Genomic DNA, 21,366 nt, shown 5'->3' with positions numbered 1-21,366 from the left:
CTTGTCCGGTGTGCGACAAGCTGTCGCGCAAAGCGCACAATTTTGGGGCATGCCCCTAAAACGCGCCGGGAGCGATCAGGCGCCCAGGAGCTGCGGCAGCAAGGCGGTCGAGGTGCCGCGCAGCACGGCATCGGCGGTGCCGTCGAGCTCGCTCGGGTTCGGGTTGAGCACCGCCACCCGGGCGCCGGCGGAACGGGCCAGGTGGGCCAAGCCCGCAGCGGGATAGACCGCACCCGCCGTGCCGACCACCAGCATCAGTTCGCAGTCCTGCGTCGCCCGCTCTGCGGCCTCGAACACGGCCGGCGGCAGCATTTCGCCAAACCAGACTACGCCGGGGCGCACCTGGTTGCCGCAGCGCTCGCAGGTCGGGGGCCTCCCGGCCACCGCATCGTCGATATGGCAGCAGTTGCGTGGCGTGTCGAGCCAGCGGTTGGCAAACAGGTCGCCATGCAGGCACAGCACACCCGTGCTGCCCGCGCGCTGGTGCAGGCCGTCCACGTTCTGGGTGATCAGCGTGAGCCGGTCCGGGTGGGCGGCCTGGAAGGCAGCCAGCGCCAGATGCCCGGCATTGGGCTGCACACCGTCCATGAGCTGGCGCCGGTGCTGGTACCAGTCCCACACCCGCTCCGGGTGGGCACGAAAACCTGCCTCGGTGGCCATGTCCTCGGCGCGGAACTGGGCCCAGTAGCCGGTCTGCGCATCGCGGAAGGTGGGCACACCCGATTCGGCGCTGACGCCGGCGCCGGTGAGCACGGCGATGTGGCGCGCCTCGCGCACCCAGGTGCGCACGGTGTCCAGGCGGTCTTCCTGCATGGCGGGGCTCAGGTCCTCTGGCGCAGGGCCTCGTAGAGGCAGACGCCGCTGGCCACCGAAACGTTGAGGCTTTCCACCGCCCCTTTCATGGGAATGCTGACCAGCTCGTCGCAGGTCTTGCGCGTGAGCTGGCGCATGCCATCGCCCTCGGCGCCCAGCACCAGGGCCACAGGGCCTTTCAGATCCACCTGGTAGATGGTCTTGGTCGCGTCGTCACTGGTGCCGATGCACCAGATGTTGCGTTCCTTGAGCTCGCCCAGGGTGCGTGCCAGGTTGGTGACCATGAAGTACGGCATGGTCTCGGCCGCACCGCTGGCCACCTTGGCCACGGTGGCGTTGATGCCAACGGCGTGGTCCTTGGGGGCGATGACGGCGTGCGCGCCCGCGCCGTCGGCGACGCGCAGGCAGGCGCCCAGGTTGTGCGGGTCGGTCACGCCGTCAAGCACCAGCAGCAGCGGGTTCTCGACGCCGGCCGCTTCCAGGTTCTCCAGCAGTTCGTCGAGCGAGGTGACCTGGGCCACGGGCTCCACCCGCGCCGCCACGCCCTGGTGGCCATGGCTGCCGGCCAGCTTGGCGATGCGCACGCTGTCGGCCTCGATCAGGCGGGCACCGGCTTCGCGCGCGCGGTCCAGGAATTGGCGCATGCGCGCATCGCGCCGCGTGGCTTCGTAGTAGATCTCGATGATGGACTGCGGCGCCGTCTTCAGGCGCACGCCCACGGCATGGAAGCCGAAAAGGACTTTGGGGGAGGACATGCCCCGATTATCGGCTGGACGACCATGTCCCCTGCCGGCCATCGATGGCGCCCCGCCGGCCAAACGGCCCTTCGGGCGTCAATCTTCCTTGACCTGGCCCGCATCGATGGTGATGCGCCGCTCGCAGCGCGCGGCGATACCGCGGTCGTGGGTGACGAGAACCAGCGTGGTGCCCTGCTCGCGGTTGAGCTCGAACATCAGCTGCATGATGGTCTCGCCGGTCGCAAAGTCCAGGCTGCCCGTGGGCTCGTCGGCCAGCAGCACGGCCGGGTGCACCACGAAGGCCCGTGCCAGGGCCACGCGCTGCTGCTCACCGCCCGACAGCACCTTGGGGTAGTGGCCAAGGCGCTGGCCCAGGCCCACGCGCGCCAGCATGTCGGCGGCGGCCTTGCGCGCATCGCGCCGGTTGGCCAGCTCCAACGGCAGCATCACGTTCTCCAGCGCGGTGAGGTTGCCCATGAGCTGGAAGCTCTGGAACACGAAGCCGACCTTCTGCGCACGCAGCGCGGCGCGTTCGTCCTCGTCGATGGCAAAGAGGTCCTGGCCGTCCAGGCGCACCGTGCCGCGCGTGGGCGTGTCGAGCCCTGCGATGATGGACAAGAGCGTGCTCTTGCCCGAGCCCGAGGCGCCCACGATGGCCGCTGTTTCCCTTGGCGCCAGGCGGAAATCGATATCCCGCAGAATGTCCAGCGTACCTGTCGAATCCGTGACCGACTTGAAGACGTGTTCGACGGCAATAATGGGGGTCACGGGCGATGGGGAAGTTTCGGACATGAAAGGTTCTTCGCTTTGATTCGAGATCTGCAGTATCGGCGCCACTTTATCCTCTCGGCAGGCATCCTGGGTTTGGCAGGGATTTGCGCGCCCGCCGCCTGGGCCCAGGCACCAGCAGCTTCCGCGCCAGCCATCCTGGTGCTGGGCGACTCGCTGAGCGCCGAGTACGGCCTGGCGCGCGGCGCCGGCTGGGTGGCCCTGCTGGAAAAGCGGCTGCAGGAGGAAAAGATCGAGCGCCGCGTGGTCAATGCCAGTGTGAGCGGCGAGACCACTTCGGGCGGGCGCTCGCGCCTGGCCGCCCTGCTCACCCAGCACAAGCCGGCCGTGGTGGTGATCGAGCTCGGTGGCAACGACGCGCTGCGCGGCCTGCCGCTGAAGAATACCGAAGAGAATCTGGTCGCCATGACCGATGCGGCACAGAAGGCCGGGGCCAAGGTCCTGCTGGTGGGCATGCAGGTGCCGCCCAACTATGGCACCGACTACGCGAACCGGTTTGCCGGACTGTTCACCACCGTGGCCCAGGCCAGAAAAGCGGCCGTGGTGCCGTTTTTTCTCAAGGGCGTGGCCGATGGCCCGGACCCCACGCGCCTGTTCCAGGCCGACCGCATCCATCCGCGTGCGGAGGCGCACCCGCAGATGCTGGCCAATGTCTGGCCAGAGCTGAAGAAGCTGCTGCGCTGAGCGCCGCTCTGCGGGCCTGCCTGCAACGGGTGCGCTGCGGCAGCCCAGAACGCGCAGGCCAGGGGATCAGCCGCCCTGCGCGCCCGAGGGCTGGTCAGTGCCCTGGGCTCCATCGCCGCTTTCGCCTGCGGGCTGGTCACCCTGCGGGTCGTCCGGCCTGCGCTGGGATTTGGCACGCAGCTTCTCTTCTTTCTTCTGTTTTTTGGCGAGCTCGCGCTGGCGTTTTTCGTATCCGTAGTTGGGTGTTGCCAAGGTGTTTGCTTCCTGAAGTGGAGACCCACTGTAACAGCTAGGCCTGCGTTTGCCGACATACCCCCGCGACCGTCAAGCGGCGGCAAAGGCCCGCTGCAGGGACTGCAGCAAATCCTGGCGCAGATCTTCCACCGCCTCCAGGCCGATGGAAAAGCGCACCAGCGTGCCGGACTTCAGGTGCGCCGTGGGCCGGCCACGCATGCGCGCCAGGTCGTAGGGCACGACCAGGCTCATGGGCCCGCCCCAGCTGTAGCCCAGCTTGAACAGGCGCAACCCGTCGCAGAAGGCGTCGACCTGGTCCTGGGTGTGGCGCGCGTCGATCATCACGCTGAACAGGCCCGCCGCGCCGCCTGCACCGCCATAGGCTGCGCCGCACAGCGTCTTCCAATGCAGGTGGCCGGGCGATTCCGGCAGCGCCGGGTGCAGCACCTGGGCAATGGCCGGCTGCTGCTGCAGCCACAGCGCCAGGCTGCGCGCGGCCTCGTCGTGCGCCCGGTAGCGCAGGGCGATGCTGGGCAGCGAGCGCAGCACCGCCTCGGCATCGTTGCCGCCCACGCCCAGACCCAGGCGCATGTGGGTGAGCTTGAGCTTCATGTGCAGGGCCTCATCGCGCGTGACGATGCTGCCCATGAGCACATCACCGCCGCCGCTGGGGTACTTGGTGAGCGCATGCGCGGAAATATCCACGCCCAAGGTGCCATCCCCCAGCAGGTCGAACGGCGCAAACGCCAGGCCCGCACCCCAGGTGTTGTCCAGCGCCGTGGTCACACCGCGCGCGCGGCAGATGCGCACCTGCTCGCACAGGTCGGGGAACTCCATCGTGACCGAGCCGGCGGCTTCGAGCCACACCAGGCGCGTGGCGGGCGTGATGCGCGCGGCCAGGTCGGCCGGATCGAGCGGGTCGTAGACCGCGTGCGTGATGCCGAAGCGGCGCAGTTCGCCGTGGATCAGGTCCTTGCTCGGGCCGTAGACGTTGTCGGGGATCAGCAGTTCATCGCCGGGCTTGAGCAGCGCCAGTGCGACGTTGGCAATGGCCGCCAGCCCGCTCGGCACCAGCAGGCACTGCAGCCCGCCCTCCAGGGCGCACAGGCGTTCTTCGAGGATGAAGGTGGTGGGCGTCCCGTGCAGGCCGTAGGTGTAGCCGCTCTTGTCCTTCCATTCGCGGCTGCGCATGGCGGCCACGTTGGGGAAGATCACGGTCGAGGCCTTGTAGACCGGCGTCTGCGGGGCCTCAAAGCCTGGGGGTGGGATGTAATCGTGGTGGACCAGGCGGGAAGCGATGTCGGAAGCGGAATCGTGCATGCGGCCAATGGTAGCGCGCCGCACAAGGGCATGCCCTTACGCGGCGCGACTCCTTTGCGGTGGCCCCACTGAAGAGGCAGGCAAAGGCCAGGGCCTGGCCACGGAAGGCTTGCGTCCCACGCATCACCTGTACGGGCGGTTGTCGGATGGCCGGTCCTCGCAATGTGACGGCAGCACTGCTTTGCTGCCAACCGGCATCCAACGTCCATCCCGGATCAGTGCGCGTGCCATCCCCAGGAAGCTTGGGGACTGGGCGCCAACCGGTGCGGCCGTACCTTAGCTCGGTGTCACGGTCAACTGGTTGTTGACCGAGGTCACGCCCTTGACGGCGCTGGCAATCGTTTCTGCACGCTCCTTGGCAGCCGGGGTGGTGGCCGGGCCGTTGAGCGTCACGGAACCGTTCACGGTGTCCACGTTGATTTTGATGGCGCTCAGGTCAGGGTCCTTGGCCAGGCCGGCGGACACCTGTGCGGTGATGGTCGCGTCATCGATCTTTTCCATCGCGGTCTGCGAGCCTTGCTCCATCTTGTTGCCAGCGCTCTGCATGGCGGCCTCGGCCTTGATGCGGGCGTCGGTGGCGGCCTGCTCGGTGCGGCCCACGGCCGAATCCAAGCGCTGGCCCACGGTGGCGTCTTCGGTCTTGCTGCAAGCAGCCAAGCCCAGCGCCAGGGCGCTGACGGCCAGCACGCTGGCGATGCGGTGGGTGGAACGCTGTGCAGTCTGTGCGGTGTTCATGGAAAAACTCCTTGCGGTTGGGAACATGGTTGGTACTTTAGGCGGCGGAGCTCGCACAACGGGTCGGAGAGCTCCGAAGTGGCTGTAGGACGCAAGGCAGGCCTGCGGAGCGGGCGACAATCGGGGCCATGCCTTCCATGCACGCACTGTCCCGCTGGTTTCCTTTCCTCGCCTGGCCCCGCCCCGACCGCCACCTGCTCAAGGGCGAGTTTTCCGCCGGCATGACCGTGGGGCTGATGCTGGTGCCCCAGGGCGTGGCCTATGCCGCGCTGGCCGGCATGCCGCTGGTCACCGGCATCTATGCCTCCCTGATTCCGGCCCTGGTGGCGGTGCTGTTCAGTTCCTCCACCCGGCTGGGCGTGGGTCCCACTGCGCTCACCAGCCTGTTGATCGGCGCCTCCCTGACCGGGCTGGCCGAGCCGGGCAGCGCGCAGTGGGTGGCCCTGGCGGCCTGGATGGCCCTGCTGTCGGGCCTGCTGCAGCTGGTGATGGGGGTGGCACGCTTCGGCTGGCTGCTGAACCTGGTGACCTCGCCGGTGCTCAGCGGCTTCACCCAGGCCGCCGCCCTGCTGATCCTGGCCTCGCAGCTGCGCGCCTTCACGGGCCTGCGCTCGGACCTCGGCGCCCTGTGGGCCACCCCGTCGCTGGGGCATTTCGACCTGGTGGCTGCGGCCTTCGGCGTGGGCAGCCTGGCGCTGCTGGTGCTGGCCCGGCGCTGGCGCCCGAACTTTCCGGCCGCCATCGTGGTCGTGGGCGCGGCCGGGGCGCTGAGCTGGGCGCTCGGCTATGCCGACGGCGGCGGCAACGTGGTGGGCACCCTGCCCGAGGGGCTGCCCTCGCTGTACTGGCCCGGCCTGCTGTCCTGGTCGCAGTTTTCCGCCCTGGTGATGCCGGTGCTGGTGGTCACGCTGGTGAGCTTTCTCGAAACCGCCTCCAGCGCCAAGGTGGAGAGCCAGCGCTCGGGCGAGCGCTGGAACGAGAACCAGGACCTGATCGGCCAGGGCCTGGCCAAGATCAGCAGCGGGCTGTGCGGCAGCTTTGCCACCAGCGCCTCGTTCTCGCGCTCGGCCATCAACCTGTATGCCGGAGCGCGCACGGGCTGGGCGACGGTGTTCGCCATCGCCCTGGTGCTGGTGGTCCTGCTGTGGCTCACGCCGGCGCTCTACCATGTGCCGCAATCGGTGCTGGCCGCCGTGGTGATCACGGCCGTGACCAGCCTCATCAAGCCCGCCACCCTGCTGCGCCTGTGGCGCATCTCGCGCGTCGAGGCCATGATGGCCGGCGTGACCTTTGCGCTGACCCTGGCCACCGCGCCGCGCATGTACTGGGGCGTGCTGGTCGGGCTGGTGATGAACCTGAGCCACTTTCTGTACCAGCGCCTGCACCCGCGCATCATCGAGGTGGGCCTGCATCCCGACGGCAGCCTGCGCGACCGCCACCTGTGGCATCTGCCGCCGCTGGCGCCCCGCCTGCTGGCGCTGCGCATGGACGCGGAACTGGATTTCGGCTCGGCCAGCGCGCTGGACCGCTACGTGACCGACCACTTGGTCTCCCACCCGGAGATCACGGAGCTGTGCCTCATGGCCCTGCCCATCAACCGCATCGACATCACCGGCGTGGAAACCTTCGCCGCGCTGCGGGCCGCGATGCAGGCCCGCGGCGGCACGCTGCATGTGAGCGGCATGAAGCTGCCCGTGGAGCAGGTGCTGCGCCGCGCCGGCCTGCTGGAGGACGGCCCCGGCCTGCGCATGTACCGCACCGATGCGGAGGCTCTGCTGGCACTGCAGCAGATCCCCGCCGAGCCGCTGGCCCAGGGGGCTAGCCTCCAGGCGGGATGAAACCCTTACGCACTATCGATAACCATCTAAAATCCCTATCCGCTGCTACACTCAATGAACTCTGCCTAATCCATTTGTGTCTGACTCTGCGGCCTCCCATCTCGTAGACCTGCGCGATCTGCGCCTGGACATCGCCCACGCGCTCGTGGCGCAGGCTTCGGGCAGCGAAGCTTCGCTGCAACGCGAAGCGCCGTCCCGCTACCTCCAGGGCCTGATCGACGGCCTGTGCGAGCTTTCGCTCAAGGACCCCCTCACCGGGCTGGCCAACCGTCGGCATTTTCGCGCCGTGCTCGAGCGCGAGATCGACCGCGTGACGCGCTCGGGCGAAGCCGCCCTGCTGCTGATGCTGGACATCGACCATTTCAAGGCGGTCAACGACACCCATGGCCACCTGGCAGGTGACGTGGTGCTGCAGTCGGTGGCACGCACCCTGAGCGCCTGCGTGCGCCCCATGGACACCCTGGCGCGCTACGGCGGTGAAGAGTTCGCCGTGGTGCTGCCGGCATGCCAGGCGGCGTTTGGCAAGGTGGTGGCGGAACGCATCCGCCGCGCCGTGGCCAACACGCCCGTCAGGATTTCGCCCTCCGTGGAGCTCAATGTCACGGTCAGCATCGGCGGGGCCTTCGCCCTGCAGTGGATCCGCTCGACCACCCTGCTGTGGACCGACCGCGCCGACCACCAGCTCTACCAGGCCAAGTCGTCGGGCCGCAACCGGGTGAGCATCGAAGAGCAACCCGACAGTACCGTCAGTGCCGAAGAAAAGAGCCTGTTGTTCGGCCCCTTGTACACGCCCTCGGGCTGGGGCGACCTGCCCCCGCTGGACCCAACAGGCAGCGCCAACTGAAAGTTAGAAGATGAGCGACGCGCTGTCCCCCCCACCCACCTCGTCCGACGCCCCACCCTCGCCCGGCCGCCCACCCGGCGCGGCGGCCACCGGTGCGCGCATCATCGCCATCACCAGCGGCAAGGGCGGCGTGGGCAAGACCTTCGTCTCGGCCAACCTCGCGGCGGCGCTCACGCGGCGCGGCCAGCGCGTGCTGGTGCTCGACGCCGACCTGGGCCTGGCCAACCTGGACGTGGTGCTCAACCTGCACCCCAAGATCACGCTGCACGATGTGTTCACCGGCAAGGCGCTGCTCGAAGACGCCGTGATCCAGGCGCCTGGCGGCTTCTCGGTGCTGCTGGCCGGCTCGGGCATGGTGGAGTACTCGCGCCTCACGCCCGAGGTGCGCAACCAGTTCCTGAACGTGATCCAGGCCATTGCGCCGAACTACGACGTGATCCTGCTGGACACCGGCGCCGGCATTTCCGACGTGGTGCTGTTCTCGATCTCGCTGGCCTCCGAGGTGCTGATCGTGGCCACTCCCGAACCGACCTCGCTGACCGACGCCTACGCCGCCATCAAGGTGCTGGCCATGCAGCAAAAGCGCCAGCACGTGCGCATGGTGATCAATCAGGCCGCCCGCCCGGGCGATGGCCGGGCCATTGCCGGCCAGCTGCAGCAGGTGCTGGACCGCTTCGTCAGCACCGAGACCGGCCGCGGCGTGCGCCTGATCCACATGGGCGACATCCCGGCCGACCCGTCCGTGCGCGAGGCCGTGATGCGCCGCCAGCTGCTGCTGCTCAACACGCCGGGCTGCCCAGCGTCGCTGGCCATTGCCCAGCTGGCCAACAAGATCGAGACCACGCTGCTGGTACCCACGGTCTGAACGGTGCGGCGGGCAACCGCCGCGCCACCGCGCGACCATTGGTGCGCGCCCGCCAGGAGAACGGTGCCTGGCGGACCGATCCCCCTTCCCTATTGCGTGTGAACCCCTGGCCATCGCCGTGAACGACGTCCTCAATATCTCCTGCTACAAGTTCGTGCCCCTGCCCGATGCGCAGGCGCTGCGCGACCTGCTGCACGAGCGTGCCATGGCGGCACAACTCAAGGGCACCATCCTGCTGGCCGGGGAAGGCATCAACTTCTTCCTGGCGGGCACGGCCGAGGCCGTGCGCGGTTTTGTCGACGCCATGCGCACCGACGCGCGCTTTGCCGACCTGGCGCCCAAGGAAAGCTGGTCGAACACGGTGCCGTTTCGCAAGATGCTGGTCAAGGTCAAGCGCGAGATCATCCGCATGGACCACCCCACCATCCAGCCCAGTGCCGGCCGGGCCCCGGCCGTCACGCCAGCCACGCTGCACCGCTGGCTGGCCCAGGGCCATGACGACGAAGGTCGCGAGGTGGTCACGCTCGACACCCGCAATGCCTTCGAGGTGGACGAGGGCACCTTCGACAAGGCCATCGACTGGCGCATCGACAAGTTCACCGAGTTTCCGCCCGCCCTGCGCGCCCACAAGGCCGAACTGGTGGACAAGACGGTGGTGAGCTTCTGCACCGGCGGCATCCGCTGCGAGAAGGCGGCCATCCTCATGCGCGAGGAAGGGCTCGATCACGTCTACCAGCTCGAAGGCGGCATCCTCAAGTACTTCGAGGAAACCGATGGAGCCCACTACCACGGCGGCTGCTTCGTCTTCGACGAGCGCCGGGTGCTGGCGGCCGACCTGTCGACCGACACGCCAGAAAAGGCCTGACCGGCCCTTTGCTCAGTCCGCGCGGAAGCGGTGCTCCGGCAAGGGGATGAACTCGGTCTCGCCGGGCACCACCTTCATGCGCCCGGCCTCCCAATCGCCTGCCGCCTGGACGATGCGCTCCTTGCGGCTGGAGACGAAGTTCCACCACATGTGGCGCGGGCCGTCGAGCGCATCGCCGCCGATGACCATCAGGCGCACCGCACGGTCGCCTGCCTGCAGCCGCACGGGCGCTGCCGCCCCTGCGGCCAGCACCGCCAGGGTGTGGTCTGGCAGCGGCTCGCCATCGAGCAGCAACTCGGCGTCCACCGGGTACAGCGCCATTTCCGGCGCCAGGGCCGGCAGCTCCAGCACGCCACCGGCGGGCAGTTGCACGTCCAGGTACAAGGTGGGCGCATAGGTGGCCACCGGCGAGGTCTGGCCAAAGGCCGTGCCGATGAGCACACGCACCACCGCATCGCCCACCCGCACCTCGGGAATGGCAGCGGCCGGCGTGTGCACGAAGGAGGCATCGACCTCCTCGGCCGCCACCGGCAGTGCCGCCCACAGCTGGATGCCATGGTTGACATAAGGCTGGTCCGCCAGCGACTCGGGCCGGCGCTCGGAGTGCACGATGCCGTTGCCGGCCGTCATCCAGTTGATGGCGCCGGGCTCGATCTGCTGCACATAGCCCAGGCTGTCGCGGTGCATGATGGCGCCGGAGAACAGGTAGGTCACCGTCGCCAGGCCGATGTGGGGATGGGGGCGCACATCGTGCGCGGCCCCCGGCTCCACGGTCACCGGGCCGAAATGGTCGAAGAAGATGAAAGGCCCGACCGAGCGGCACTGCACGGCCGGCAGCAGGCGCCGTACAGTGAAGCCGCCGCCCAGGTCCTTGGGGTGGCCGGACAGGCGCAGCACACTGCTGTTGCGGCCGGTTTCGGGAGAGGTATCTGAGGTCATCGTGGGAAGCTCCTGCGTGCGTGTAATTCGTCAATCCTTGAATCGGGATGCCAACCCGGCCACGCGCTGGCCGAGAAAGCGCCCGGTGTCCAGGTCTCCCGGCGCCATCTCGCCGGCCGATGCATCCGATGGCGACTGCGCCATGGCGCCGCTGTAGGCACCGAGCCAGTTCACGTCATTGCGCGTGGCGGCCTTGGAGTTGGAAGGCAGCACGCCCGCCCCCACCCACAGGCCACCATGCTGCATGGCCAGATGGAACAGGTAGTCGAGCGTGACCTGCTTGTCGCCATTGGTCGCCGCGCTGTTGGTGAAGCCGGCGAAGAGCTTGTCCTTCCAGGCCTGGCTGAACCAGGGCTTGGACGAGGCGTCGGCAAAGCGCTTGAACTGCCAGCTCGGCCCGGCCATGTAGGTGGGGGAGCCGAAGATGATGGCAGCGGCGGCGGCCAGGGCCTCCCAGCCGCCTTCGGGCAGGTTGCCATCCGCATCGATGGCGATCAGCTCGGCCCCCGCGCCATGGGCCACGGCCTGGGCCATGCGCTGGGTATGGCCATAACCCGAGTGGTAGACGACAGCGATCTGCGGCATGCGGCGTTTCCTTGCAAACGTTGAAGCACCGATGATGCCGCAGTATCGGGGAGTCAGCGGGAAGAACGGCGCGCGTCGAGGCTCCAGCCGCCGGCACCGAAGGCCGCCAGGGCCAGCAGGCCGCCCACGACGCCCACGTTCTTAAAGAACATCAGCTGCTGCATCATCTGCTTGTCGGCCGGCAGCGACCAGTAGGCGTGGAAGAAGAAGCTCGCCACCAGCGTGAAGACCGCCAGCGCCAGGGCGGCAAAGCGCGTGCCGAAGCCGAAGATCAGCGCCAGGCTGCCCAGCACTTCCACGGCAGCGGCAATGGCGGCCGCCACGGTGGGCATGGGCAGGCCCACGGAGCTGATGTAGCCCACGGTGCCGGCAAAACCGGTGAGCTTGCCGATGCCGGCGGGCAGGAACAGGGCGGCCAGCAGCAGGCGCGAGGCCAGGGCCAGGGGGTTTTGCAGGGAATTGAACATGGTGGACTCTTTCAGTGACGGGTGGAAATGATGGTGAATGGACGGTGGCAGGGGGTCAAGGGGCCAGATCGAACACCAGCACTTCGGCGTTCTGACCATCGCTCAGCGCCAGGGCCGTCTCCCGCTCGATCAGCGCGGCATCCCCGACCGACAGCGCCTGGCCATTGGCCTTGAGGCTGCCGCGCACCAAGTGCACATAGGCCTTGCGTGCGGGGTCGAGCGCCAGGTGCGCCGACTCGGCCCCGTCGAACAGGCCCGCATAGAGCGTGGCGTCGGCGTTCACCTTGACGGAGCCCTCGGCACCATCGGGCGATGCCACACGCCGCAGCGTGCCGCGCTTTTCGGCATCGGTAAAGGTCTTTTGTTCGTAGCCCGGAGCAATGCCCTGCACATCGGGCAACAGCCAGATCTGCAGGAAATGCGTGGTCTGGCCCTGGGCGTGGTTGAACTCGCTGTGCTGCACGCCGGTGCCGGCGCTCATGCGCTGCACGTCGCCGGGCGGAATGCCCTTGATGTTGCCCATGCTGTCCTTGTGGGCCAGTTCGCCCGACAGCACGTAGCTGATGATCTCCATGTCGCGGTGGCCATGGGTGCCGAAGCCCATGCCCGGCGCGATACGGTCCTCATTGATGACACGCAGGTTGCCGAAGCCCATGTGCTCGGGGTCGTGGTAGCCCGCGAACGAGAAGCTGTGGTAGGACTGCAGCCAGCCATGGTCGGCGTGGCCTCGGTCTTGGGATTTGCGAACAGTCAGCATGGTGTGTGCCCCTTTCAAGACTCGACTGTAGGCCTGCGTCCTGCGCGCCAGGGGCTGGCATATTGATGGCATGATTCAAAAAAATTGAATTACCATGGTGCCACCATGCAAAACCCACGCGATGTGCTGACCCCCGACAGCCTGGCCATGCTGCAGGTGATCGCCGAGGCCGGCAGCTTTGCCGCCGCAGCGCGCCAGCTCGGCCTGGTGCCCAGCGCCCTGACCTACCGCGTGCGCCAGATCGAGGATGCGCTGGACGTGCTGCTGTTCGACCGCAGCGCGCGCCAGGCACGCCCCACCGAAGCGGGCGCCGAACTGCTGCGCGAGGGCGCGCGCCTGCTGCAGGAGATCGACGCCGTCTCGCACCGCGTGCGCCGCGTGGCCACGGGCTGGGAGCCGCAGCTCACGCTGTCGGTCGATGGCGCGATTTCACCGCACACCATGATGGAGCTGGTGGATGCGTTCTACGCCATGGCACCGCCCACGCGCCTGAAGCTGCGCGACGGCATCATGACCGGCACGCTGGAGGCCCTGACCTCGGGCCGGGCGGACCTGGCCATCGGCGTGACCATTGCCGGCTCCAGCGTGGCCGGGCTGCAGCAGGCGCCGCTGGGCGACATGCTGTTCATCTTCGTGGTGGCGCCGCACCACCCCCTGGCCAAGGAGCCCGAGCCGATCACCGATGCCACCTTGCTGCAGCACCGCGCCGTCGCCGTGGCCGACTCGGCCCTGCGCGGCGGCGCCACCATGGGCCTGCTGGGCGGGCAGGACGTGTTCACGGTGGACACCATGCAGGCCAAGATCCGCGCCCAGTTGCGCGGCCTGGGTGGCGGCTTTCTGCCCGAGCCCATGGTGCGGCCCTACCTGGAGGCCGGGCGCCTGGTGGCACGCAAGGTGGCCCGGCCTGAACGCCTGGTGCGCGTGAACTATGCCTGGGGCGGCCCGGGTTTCACCGCGCCGGGCCGCGCGCTGCAGTGGTGGCTGAACCAGCTGCAAAGCCCCGCCACGCGGCGCGCTCTGCTGGAAAACCACCATCATTTCTGATGCGCGGCACCACGCCACGCGTGTAGAGTGGTCCATGTCGGAGTTTTTCAGCCAACCGTTCCCGAAAGGCCTCCAATGAGCAAACCTGTTTCCCGCCCTGCCAAACGGCCCCGACGCCCTGCAGCTGCAACGGCTGCGGCACCGGCCTCACCACGCGCAACGGCCGGTAGCGCCAAGGCCCCCCGCCATTTCGCCATCATCGGTGCCGGCATGGCCGGCATTGCCTGCGCCCGCACCCTGGTGCAGGCCGGCCACCAGGTCACCGTCTTCGAAAAATCCTCCGCCGCGGGCGGACGCACCACCACCATCGATTCGCCTTTCGGCGGCTTCGATGCCGGCGTGCAGTACTTCACCGTGCGCGATGCGCGCTTTGCACGCGCCATCGACACCGTGCCCGGCCTGTGCAAGCGCTGGAGCGCCAATTCCGTGCGCGTGCTGGACGCCGCCGGCCGCGTGACCGCCGCCGGCCTGCCCACGCGCGAGGCCCACTGGGTCGCCAGCCCCGGCATGCAATCGCTGGTCGCGGCCTGGGCCGAGCCGCTGGCCCAGGCCGGCCGGCTGATCACCCACACCCGCGTCACGCGCATCGAGCACGACGCCCTGAACACCAGCGGCTGGCAACTGCGCACCGAAGGCCCCGACGGCGGCCAGCATGTGTACGCCGGCTTCGACGCCGTGCTGCTGGCCCAGCCCGCCACACCGGCGCAGGCCCTGCTGTCCACCTCGGCCATCGACAGCAGCCTGTCCGAGGCCCTGTCCAGCGTGGCCATCGCCCCGTGCTGGACCCTGATGCTGGCCTACCCGCAGGCCGTGCGCCCGGGCCTGACCACGCTGGGCCCGCAGTGGAATGCCGCACGCAGCACGCACCACCGCATTGCCTGGCTGGCGCGCGAATCCTCCAAGCCCGGCCGCCCCAGCGTGGAGCGCTGGACCGTGCAGGCCAGCCCGGCCTGGTCGGCCGAGCACCTCGAAGACGATGCCGAGCGCGTGCAGGCCAAGCTGATCAAGGCCTTTGCCGAAGTGACCGGCATCCGCGCCCAGCCGGCCCATGCCGACACGCGCCGCTGGCGCTACGCACAGACAACGCACCCCCTGGGCCGCAGCCACCTGTGGGACGCCCAACTGGGCCTGGGCGCCTGTGGCGACTGGTGCCTGGGCCACCGCCTGGAAGATGCCTTCGTGTCCGGGCTGGAGCTGGCCCTGGCCGTGGCATGACGCCAAGCGCGGCCTACACTGGACGGTTCGCGCCCTCTCCCACCGGGCCGCTGCACGCCGGCTCGCTCGTCGCCGCCCTGGCCAGCTGGCTCGATGCCCGTGCTGCGGGTGGCCGCTGGCTGGTGCGCATCGAAGATGTGGACACCCCGCGCTGCATCCCGGGCGCGGACGCGTTCATCCTGCGGCAGCTGGCCGCCTGCGGGCTGGTGCCCGACGAACCGCCGCTGTGGCAGTCCGCGCGCGGCGCCGCCTACCAGCAGGCGCTGGAGCGCCTGATCGCGCAAGGCCATGCCTACCCCTGCGCCTGCTCGCGCAAGGACATCGAGGAGGCCCAGCTGGCGCTCGGCCATGCGCGCGAGCGCCATGCCGCCCTGCCCTATCCCGGCACCTGCCGCAATGGCCTGCACGGGCGCACCGGCCGCTCCTGGCGCTTTCGCGTGCCGGCGGGCCTGCCGCCGACGGACTGGACCGACCGGCGCCTGGGCCCCCAGCAGCAGGATGTGGCCAGCGACATCGGCGACTTCGTGCTGCGCCGCGCCGATGGCCTGTGGGCCTACCAGCTGGCCGTGGTGGTCGACGACGCCGCGCAGGGCATCACCCACATCGTGCGCGGCGAGGACCTGGCCGATAACACGCCGCGCCAGATCCTGCTGCAGCGCTCGCTCGGCGTGCCCACGCCGCAGTACCTGCATACCCCTCTGGTCCGCGGTGAGAATGGCGAAAAGCTGTCCAAGCAGAATGGCGCCCAGGCCCTGGACCTCGGCAACCCCCTGCGGGCACTGGAGCAGGCTGCACGGGCCCTGGGGCTGCCGGCACTGGCACATCCGCACAACACTTGCACCGGGGATGCGCTGGCGCAATGGGCTGCAGCGTGGTTCAGAAACTACAATGGCCCATCGTGACCGAACTGCCATCCATTTCCCCTGCCGCTGACAACGCGGCCCCCGCGGCCAAGGCGCCGCGGCAACCCGGCGACGGCGCCGTGCCCGCCGGTGTGACCCACCCCAAGACCATCAAGAGCTTCGTGCGCCGTGCCGGCCGCACCACCACGGGCCAGGCCAAGGCCTTCGAGGACCTGGGCCCGCGCTTCGTGCTGCCCTACACCGCCGCCGCGCTCGACGCCCCCGCCGCCTTTGGCCGCACCGCCCCGCTGATCCTGGAGATCGGCTTCGGCATGGGCGAAGCCACGGCCCACATCGCGCGCGTGCGCCCTGACGACAATTTTCTGTGCTGCGAAGTGCACGAGCCCGGCGTGGGCGCCCTGCTCAAGCGCATCGGCGAGCAGGAGATCGGCAACATCCGCATCCTGCAGCACGATGCCGTGGAAGTCATCGACCACATGCTGGCACTGGCCAGCCTCGATGGCGTGCACATCTTCTTTCCCGACCCCTGGCACAAGACCAAGCACAACAAGCGCCGGCTGATCCAGCCGCCGCTGGTGGCCAAGCTCGCCGCCCGGCTCAAGCCCGGCGGCTACCTGCACTGCGCCACCGACTGGGAACCCTACGCCCAGCAGATGCTGGAAGTGCTGGGCGCCGAGCCCCTGCTGGCCAACAGCGCCAGCGGTTTTGCGCCGCAGCCGGACTACCGCCCGCTGACCAAGTTCGAGAACCGCGGACTGCGCCTCGGGCATGGCGTCTGGGACCTCGTGTTCGTGCGGCGCTCCTAGCGCCGCCCCACCCACCGGACCGCCACCACCCCGCCTATGAAGCCCATCCTGCAACACCTGGTTGAAATGACCGGCCACCGCGACCATCTGCGGCTGGAGGTGTCGGTGCTCTCCACCCTGCAAAAGCTCAGCGGCATCAAGGCGGTCCGGGCGCTGGAGCTGTTCACCGACAAGGGCGTGGCACACGTGCGCCCGCGCACCTGGGTAGAGGAAGGGCAGCTGGTGTCCACCGATTCCGAGGCCGCTGCCGACGCGCGGCGCGAGCTGCTGGAGCAGTACCCCGAGCTGTGCGAGTGCGTGAAGAGCCAGGGCGACAGCGCCCTGGCGCACCGGCCCGGGCGCCACACGCTCTGGCTGCCCGTGTGGATGCACGAAAAGGTCAGCACCTGCCTGGAGATCACGCAGTCGCGCCCCTTCTCGGCCCACAAGCTCGAGGTGATCAAGGGCGTGTTCCTGGTCTACCAGAACTACCAGAACCTGCTGGACTACAGCGAGCGCGACGCGCTGACCGGCCTGTTCAACCGCAAGACCTTCGATGAGCAGTTCTCGCGCAATGCCGCCAGCGGCCTGAGCAGCAACCGCCCCCAGAGCGCGGAAGCACTGGTCAATGAAGAAGTGGCCGCCGAAAGCGAGCCCGCGCAGAACTGGCTGGCCGTGGTGGACATCGACCACTTCAAGCTGGTCAACGACCGCTTTGGCCACCTTTATGGCGACGAGGTGCTGATCCTGATCGCCAACATCCTGCGCAGCTCGTTCCGCTCGCACGACCGGATCTTCCGCTTCGGCGGCGAAGAGTTCGTGGTGCTGCTGCGCAACATCACGCTGGCGCGTGCGCACAAGGTGTTCAACCGCTTCCGCGAGACCGTGCAGGAGTACGACTTTCCGCAGGTGGGCCGGGTGACGGTGAGCCTGGGCTTCGTCGGCACCGCGCGCGGCTCACCGGTCGAGATCCTGGGTCAGGCCGACCAGGCGCTCTACTATGCCAAGGAGCATGGCCGCAACCAGGTCTGTTTCTACGAAGACCTGGTGGCCGGCGGGCACCTGGCGGCCAAGGTTGCCAACGACGACGTCGAATTGTTCTGACCCTGAAGGCTGGCCTGCGGCCGGCCTTCAGCGGCCAAACGCCTTGTTCAGCGCCGCCAGCAGCTCCTTGCGCGATTGCTCGCGCGCCACCGGGTGGCCGCCCACATGCACGCCCTGCCCAGGGTAGACCCCGTTGGGCACATCGGTGCGCAGGCGCAGGGGCACGGTGCCATCGAAGCCGTGGTAGGCGCCCTCATAGGCCACGACCCGCACCTCGCGGCTGCCCGGGGTATCGCCACGCCGTGCGGCCAAGGCCTGGCACGGTGCGGCGGGAGTCCAGTCGTCCGCCTTGCCCACCAGCATCAGCGTGTCGGTTGCCGGCCGGTAGCCACCGCGCAGGTCGGAGCCACAGCCCGGGTAGAAGGCCACCGAGAGGCGCGGCAGCACCTTGGCGGCGGCCACGTCGGCATGGCGCAGGTTGCTCGCGGCCAGCACGGCACTGCCGCCGTGCGACCAGCCCAGCAGCGCCAGACGCTGCCCATCCACGCCCGGCTGGGCAGCGAGCCACTGCAGGGCGGCCAGGGCATCGCGCCGCCGGTCGTTCTGGTTGATCTTGCGCGTGCCGATGCGCTGGGTGCACAGCTCTTTTTCGCCGCGCGGTGTCAGTGAATCCACCGCCAGCGCATGCCAGCCCTGCTCGTTGAGCAGGGTTGCATACTCGCGCATGCGTTCGGCCGGCTGGCCGCGCCGGTTGAGCATGCCGCCGCAGCCGTGCAGCAGCAGCACGGCAGGTAAAAGGGGCTTGGCGCCGTCCTTGCCCGTTGCCGGGGCCAGCGCAGCCGGTGGGCGGTACCACCAGGCCTGCAGGGTCACCTTGCTGCCTGAATCACCGGCAGGCACCTCGAACTGCACGCGCTCGACAGCGTCCGGCACCTGCATCGGTGCCTGCGCTGGCACTTGCGCCCGCGCCGACGCCAGCCACAAAAGGCCCAGAAGCCCCCATGCGCCCGCACGCCAGGCGTGCGATGCTGCAATGGTGGTCAGCACGGTACGGCCCATCCGATGTGCCTGCTTTCCTCCGTGCCTGGCCCGGGCCCGTGGCCTCAGGCGCGTTCGCGCACCCAGGCTTCGACGCTGGCCAGCGCGGCCGGCACGCCAGCTGCGTTGGTGCCGCCGGCCATGGCCATGTCGGGCTTGCCGCCGCCCTTGCCGCCGACCTGCTGGGCCACGAAGTTGACCAGCTCGCCGGCCTTGACCTTGCCCACGCTGTCGGCCGTGACGCCGGCAGCGATCTGCACCTTGTCGCCGTCCACGGCGGCCAGCACGATGGCGGCGGTCTTGAGCTTGTCCTTGAGCTTGTCCATGGTGTCGCGCAGGGTCTTGGCATCGGCACCGGGCAAGGCCGCTGCCAGCACCTTGATGCCGTTGATGTCCACGGCCTGGTTCACCAGCTCGTCGCCCTGGCTCGATGCCAGCTTGCCCTTGAGCGCGGCGATTTCCTTTTCCAGAGCCTTGACGCTGTCCAGGGTCTGGCCGATGCGGCTGTTGAGTTCGGCCACCGGGGTCTTGAAGCTGCCGGCCGCCTGGGTCACGGTGTCTTCGAGCTGCTGCAGGTAGGCCAGCGCGTTGGTGCCGGTCACCGCCTCGATGCGGCGCACGCCGGCGGCCACGCCACCTTCGGCCACCACCTTGAACAGGCCGATGTCGCCCGTGCGCTGCACATGCGTGCCACCGCACAGCTCGCGGCTGGTGCCGATGTCGAGCACGCGCACGGTCTCGCCGTACTTCTCGCCAAAAAGCATCATGGCGCCGGTCTTCTGGGCCGACTCAATGTCCATCACGCGGGCCTGGGTGGGCACGTTGGCCAGCACTTCTTCGTTCACCAGGCGTTCGATCTCGCGCACCTGGGCGTCGGTCACGGGGGCGTTGTGGGCAAAGTCGAAGCGCGTGCGCTCGGCGTTCACCAGGCTGCCCTTTTGCTGCACGTGGCTGCCCAGCACTTCGCGCAGGGCCTTGTGCATCAGGTGGGTGGCCGAGTGGTTGCGCACCGTGGCGGCGCGCAGGGCCGTGTTGACCTCGGCCTGCACGGTGTCGCCCACGTTCAGCGTGCCCTCTTCCAGGGTGCCGTGGTGGCCATACACGTCGGCCTTGACCTTGAGCGTGTCGCCCACCGCAAAGCGGGCCGAGCCGCTGGTGATGACACCCTGGTCGCCCACCTGGCCGCCGCTTTCGGCATAGAAGGGGGTGGTGTCGAGCACCACCACGCCATCCTGGCCGGCCTTGAGGGCAGCGGTGCTGGTGCCGTCCACATAGATGGCGGTGATCTTGGCGGTTTCGGCCAGTTGCTCGTAGCCCGTGAAGCGGTTCACCTCGCCGGTGTAGTCCAGGGCCTTGTCCATCTTGAACTTGCCGGCAGCGCGGGCCTGGGCCTTCTGCTTTTCCATGGCGACCTTGAAGCCGGCCTCGTCCACTTCGACATCGCGCTCGCGGCACACGTCGTTGGTCAGGTCCAGCGGGAAGCCATAGGTGTCGTGCAGCTTGAAGGCCACGTCGCCGGGCAGCACCTTGGCGCCACCGGCCAGCGCCGAATCGAGGATTTCCATGCCGTTGGCCAGGGTCTCGAAGAAGCGTTCTTCCTCGGCCTTGAGCACCTCGGTGATGCGCTGCTCCTGCTCGCGCAGCTTGGGGTAGGCATCGCCCATCACGCGCACCAGTTCGGCCACCAGCTTGTGGAAGAACGGGGTCTTCTTGCCCAGCTTGTAGCCGTGGCGGATGGCGCGGCGCACGATGCGGCGCTGCACGTAGCCGCGGCCTTCGTTGCTGGGGATCACGCCGTCGCTCACCAGGAAGGCGGTGGCGCGGATGTGGTCGGCGATCACGCGCAGGCTCTTGTTGTTGAGGTCGGCCACGCCGGTCTCGCGCCCGGCAGCCTTGATCAGCGCGTCGAACAGGTCGATCTCGTAGTTGCTGTGCACGTGCTGCAGGATGGCGGCCAGGCGCTCCAGGCCCATGCCGGTATCCACGCAAGGGGCGGGCAGCGGCGTGACCGAACCGTCCTCGGCCATGTCGAACTGCATGAACACGTTGTTCCAGATCTCGATGAAGCGGTCGCCGTCTTCATCGGGGCTGCCTGGGGGGCCGCCGGGGATGTGGTCGCCGTGGTCGTAGAAGATCTCGCTGCAGGGGCCGCAGGGGCCGGTGTCGGCCATCATCCAGAAGTTGTCGGACTTGTAGCGGCCGCCCTTGTTGTCGCCGATGCGGATCACGCGCTCGGGCGGCAGGCCGATTTCCTTGGTCCAGATGTCGTAGGCCTCGTCGTCCTCCTGGTACACAGTGGCCAGCAGGCGTTCAGGCGGCAGCTTGTAGACGGTGGTCAGCAGCTCCCAGGCCCACTTGAGCGACTCGCGCTTGAAGTAGTCGCCGAAGCTCCAGTTGCCCAGCATCTCGAAGAAGGTGTGGTGGCGCGCGGTGTAGCCCACGTTCTCCAGGTCGTTGTGCTTGCCGCCGGCGCGCAGGCAGGCCTGCACCGACACCGCGCGGTTGTAGGGGCGCTTGTCCGTGCCCAGGAACACGTCCTTGAACTGCACCATGCCCGAGTTGGTGAACATCAACGTGGGGTCGTTGCCGGGCACCAGCGAGCTCGAGGCCACGATGGTGTGGCCCTTGGAGGCAAAGAAGTCCAGGAAGGACTTGCGGATGTCGGCAACCGAGAACGATGGCGTGGTGTGGTTGGTCATGTGCGAAAAAGGGCAACAGGCCTGGGTCAGTGAGGGGCCTCGCGCACGCGGCGCGGCCACCCGGTTTATGGGGAGAACCCACGATTCTATCGAGACCGCGGGGTGTAACGGCCCGCCGGGCCCAGAGACACCGCACGCCACTGTCGCGCGGGCGCGCCAGCGCAGCTTGCGGCGGCATTTCGCCCCCGGCAATCGGGCCTGGATCC

The 21,366-nt window shown here is 68.6% G+C and carries 22 protein-coding genes; 10 read left to right on the top strand and 12 right to left on the bottom strand.

Features of this window, described 5'->3' with window-relative positions; translation table 11 throughout:
• Positions 1-75: 75 nt before the first annotated feature.
• The 3 genes from AC07X5_RS24255 to AC07X5_RS24245 all read right to left on the bottom strand — a co-directional run bounded on the left by AC07X5_RS24255 (position 76) and on the right by AC07X5_RS24245 (position 2,342).
• Positions 76-813, bottom strand: coding sequence for an SIR2 family NAD-dependent protein deacylase (locus AC07X5_RS24255; RefSeq protein WP_494772193.1), 738 nt, complete (start codon positions 811-813; stop codon positions 76-78).
• A gap of 8 nt (positions 814-821) precedes the next feature.
• The gene (gene rlmB / locus AC07X5_RS24250) at positions 822-1,568 is read right to left on the bottom strand and encodes a 23S rRNA (guanosine(2251)-2'-O)-methyltransferase RlmB (protein ID WP_494772192.1); all 747 of its coding nucleotides are present in this window, start codon (positions 1,566-1,568) and stop codon (positions 822-824) included.
• 78 nt (positions 1,569-1,646) lie between these two features.
• Positions 1,647-2,342 carry an ABC transporter ATP-binding protein gene (locus AC07X5_RS24245; RefSeq protein WP_494772191.1) on the bottom strand — a complete coding sequence of 232 codons (696 nt, stop codon included), beginning with the start codon at positions 2,340-2,342 and terminating at the stop codon, positions 1,647-1,649.
• A gap of 15 nt (positions 2,343-2,357) precedes the next feature.
• Between AC07X5_RS24245 and AC07X5_RS24240 the strand changes: the two genes are divergently transcribed.
• Positions 2,358-3,023: an arylesterase gene (locus tag AC07X5_RS24240; RefSeq protein WP_494772190.1), complete on the top strand. Its 666-nt coding sequence runs from the start codon at positions 2,358-2,360 to the stop codon at positions 3,021-3,023.
• 66 nt (positions 3,024-3,089) lie between these two features.
• Here the strand turns inward: AC07X5_RS24240 and AC07X5_RS24235 are convergent, their stop codons facing one another.
• The 3 genes from AC07X5_RS24235 to AC07X5_RS24225 all read right to left on the bottom strand — a co-directional run bounded on the left by AC07X5_RS24235 (position 3,090) and on the right by AC07X5_RS24225 (position 5,312).
• On the bottom strand, positions 3,090-3,275 hold the full coding sequence (locus tag AC07X5_RS24235) for a hypothetical protein (protein ID WP_409961634.1): 186 nt from the start codon (positions 3,273-3,275) through the stop codon (positions 3,090-3,092).
• 72 nt (positions 3,276-3,347) lie between these two features.
• A complete protein-coding gene (locus AC07X5_RS24230) occupies positions 3,348-4,577 on the bottom strand; it encodes a PLP-dependent transferase (protein WP_494772189.1) in 1,230 nt (409 codons plus the stop codon).
• Positions 4,578-4,853: 276 nt separating this feature from the next.
• Positions 4,854-5,312: a BON domain-containing protein gene (locus AC07X5_RS24225; protein WP_409961632.1), complete on the bottom strand. Its 459-nt coding sequence runs from the start codon at positions 5,310-5,312 to the stop codon at positions 4,854-4,856.
• Positions 5,313-5,440: 128 nt separating this feature from the next.
• Here AC07X5_RS24225 and AC07X5_RS24220 point away from each other — a divergent pair, with 128 nt between their 5' ends.
• From AC07X5_RS24220 to AC07X5_RS24205, 4 genes are all read left to right on the top strand, one after another.
• Positions 5,441-7,150, top strand: a complete 1,710-nt coding sequence (locus AC07X5_RS24220) for a SulP family inorganic anion transporter (RefSeq protein ID WP_494772188.1) — start codon at positions 5,441-5,443, stop codon at positions 7,148-7,150.
• A 76-nt stretch (positions 7,151-7,226) separates the two neighbouring features.
• Positions 7,227-7,994, top strand: a complete 768-nt coding sequence (locus tag AC07X5_RS24215; RefSeq protein WP_409961630.1) for a GGDEF domain-containing protein — start codon at positions 7,227-7,229, stop codon at positions 7,992-7,994.
• A 10-nt stretch (positions 7,995-8,004) separates the two neighbouring features.
• Positions 8,005-8,859 (top strand): MinD/ParA family protein, encoded by an 855-nt coding sequence (locus tag AC07X5_RS24210; RefSeq protein ID WP_494772187.1) that lies wholly within the window; start codon positions 8,005-8,007, stop codon positions 8,857-8,859.
• A 118-nt stretch (positions 8,860-8,977) separates the two neighbouring features.
• Complete coding sequence (locus AC07X5_RS24205) at positions 8,978-9,724, top strand: sulfurtransferase (RefSeq protein ID WP_494772186.1); 747 nt, start codon at positions 8,978-8,980, stop codon at positions 9,722-9,724.
• Positions 9,725-9,736: 12 nt separating this feature from the next.
• On the opposite strand, the gene AC07X5_RS24200 is transcribed toward AC07X5_RS24205, so the two are convergent.
• From AC07X5_RS24200 to AC07X5_RS24185, 4 genes are read right to left on the bottom strand one after another with little or no spacing between them, the layout of a single operon-like run.
• Complete coding sequence (locus tag AC07X5_RS24200) at positions 9,737-10,663, bottom strand: pirin family protein (RefSeq protein ID WP_494772185.1); 927 nt, start codon at positions 10,661-10,663, stop codon at positions 9,737-9,739.
• A gap of 30 nt (positions 10,664-10,693) precedes the next feature.
• A complete protein-coding gene (locus tag AC07X5_RS24195) occupies positions 10,694-11,248 on the bottom strand; it encodes a flavodoxin family protein (RefSeq protein WP_494772184.1) in 555 nt (184 codons plus the stop codon).
• Positions 11,249-11,301: 53 nt separating this feature from the next.
• Entirely contained in the window at positions 11,302-11,715 is a 414-nt protein-coding gene (locus tag AC07X5_RS24190; protein ID WP_409961625.1) for a DoxX family protein, read from the bottom strand.
• A 55-nt stretch (positions 11,716-11,770) separates the two neighbouring features.
• A complete protein-coding gene (locus AC07X5_RS24185; protein WP_494772183.1) occupies positions 11,771-12,472 on the bottom strand; it encodes a pirin family protein in 702 nt (233 codons plus the stop codon).
• A gap of 105 nt (positions 12,473-12,577) precedes the next feature.
• Here AC07X5_RS24185 and AC07X5_RS24180 point away from each other — a divergent pair, with 105 nt between their 5' ends.
• The 5 genes from AC07X5_RS24180 (at position 12,578) to AC07X5_RS24160 (ending at position 17,483) form a co-directional block, all read left to right on the top strand.
• Complete coding sequence (locus AC07X5_RS24180; RefSeq protein ID WP_409961623.1) at positions 12,578-13,516, top strand: LysR family transcriptional regulator; 939 nt, start codon at positions 12,578-12,580, stop codon at positions 13,514-13,516.
• A 75-nt stretch (positions 13,517-13,591) separates the two neighbouring features.
• Positions 13,592-14,731, top strand: a complete 1,140-nt coding sequence (locus AC07X5_RS24175) for an NAD(P)/FAD-dependent oxidoreductase (RefSeq protein WP_494772182.1) — start codon at positions 13,592-13,594, stop codon at positions 14,729-14,731.
• Positions 14,728-15,633 (top strand): tRNA glutamyl-Q(34) synthetase GluQRS, encoded by a 906-nt coding sequence (gluQRS, locus tag AC07X5_RS24170; protein ID WP_494772181.1) that lies wholly within the window; start codon positions 14,728-14,730, stop codon positions 15,631-15,633. Before AC07X5_RS24175 ends, gluQRS begins: the two co-directional genes overlap by 4 nt.
• Entirely contained in the window at positions 15,591-16,400 is an 810-nt protein-coding gene (trmB, locus tag AC07X5_RS24165; protein ID WP_494772180.1) for a tRNA (guanosine(46)-N7)-methyltransferase TrmB, read from the top strand. The genes gluQRS and trmB overlap by 43 nt, the downstream gene beginning before the upstream one ends.
• A gap of 36 nt (positions 16,401-16,436) precedes the next feature.
• Complete coding sequence (locus AC07X5_RS24160) at positions 16,437-17,483, top strand: GGDEF domain-containing protein (RefSeq protein ID WP_494772179.1); 1,047 nt, start codon at positions 16,437-16,439, stop codon at positions 17,481-17,483.
• A 27-nt stretch (positions 17,484-17,510) separates the two neighbouring features.
• On the opposite strand, the gene AC07X5_RS24155 is transcribed toward AC07X5_RS24160, so the two are convergent.
• Positions 17,511-18,482 carry a dienelactone hydrolase family protein gene (locus tag AC07X5_RS24155; RefSeq protein WP_409961618.1) on the bottom strand — a complete coding sequence of 324 codons (972 nt, stop codon included), beginning with the start codon at positions 18,480-18,482 and terminating at the stop codon, positions 17,511-17,513.
• A 44-nt stretch (positions 18,483-18,526) separates the two neighbouring features.
• Positions 18,527-21,160, bottom strand: coding sequence for an alanine--tRNA ligase (alaS, locus tag AC07X5_RS24150; protein WP_494772178.1), 2,634 nt, complete (start codon positions 21,158-21,160; stop codon positions 18,527-18,529).
• Positions 21,161-21,366 lie beyond the last annotated feature (206 nt).

Source organism: Acidovorax sp. GW458-11-26-14-TSB4 (assembly GCF_059423865.1).
The sequence above is the reverse complement of the archived record's forward strand: the minus strand, read 5'-3'. Positions and strand labels throughout refer to the sequence as shown.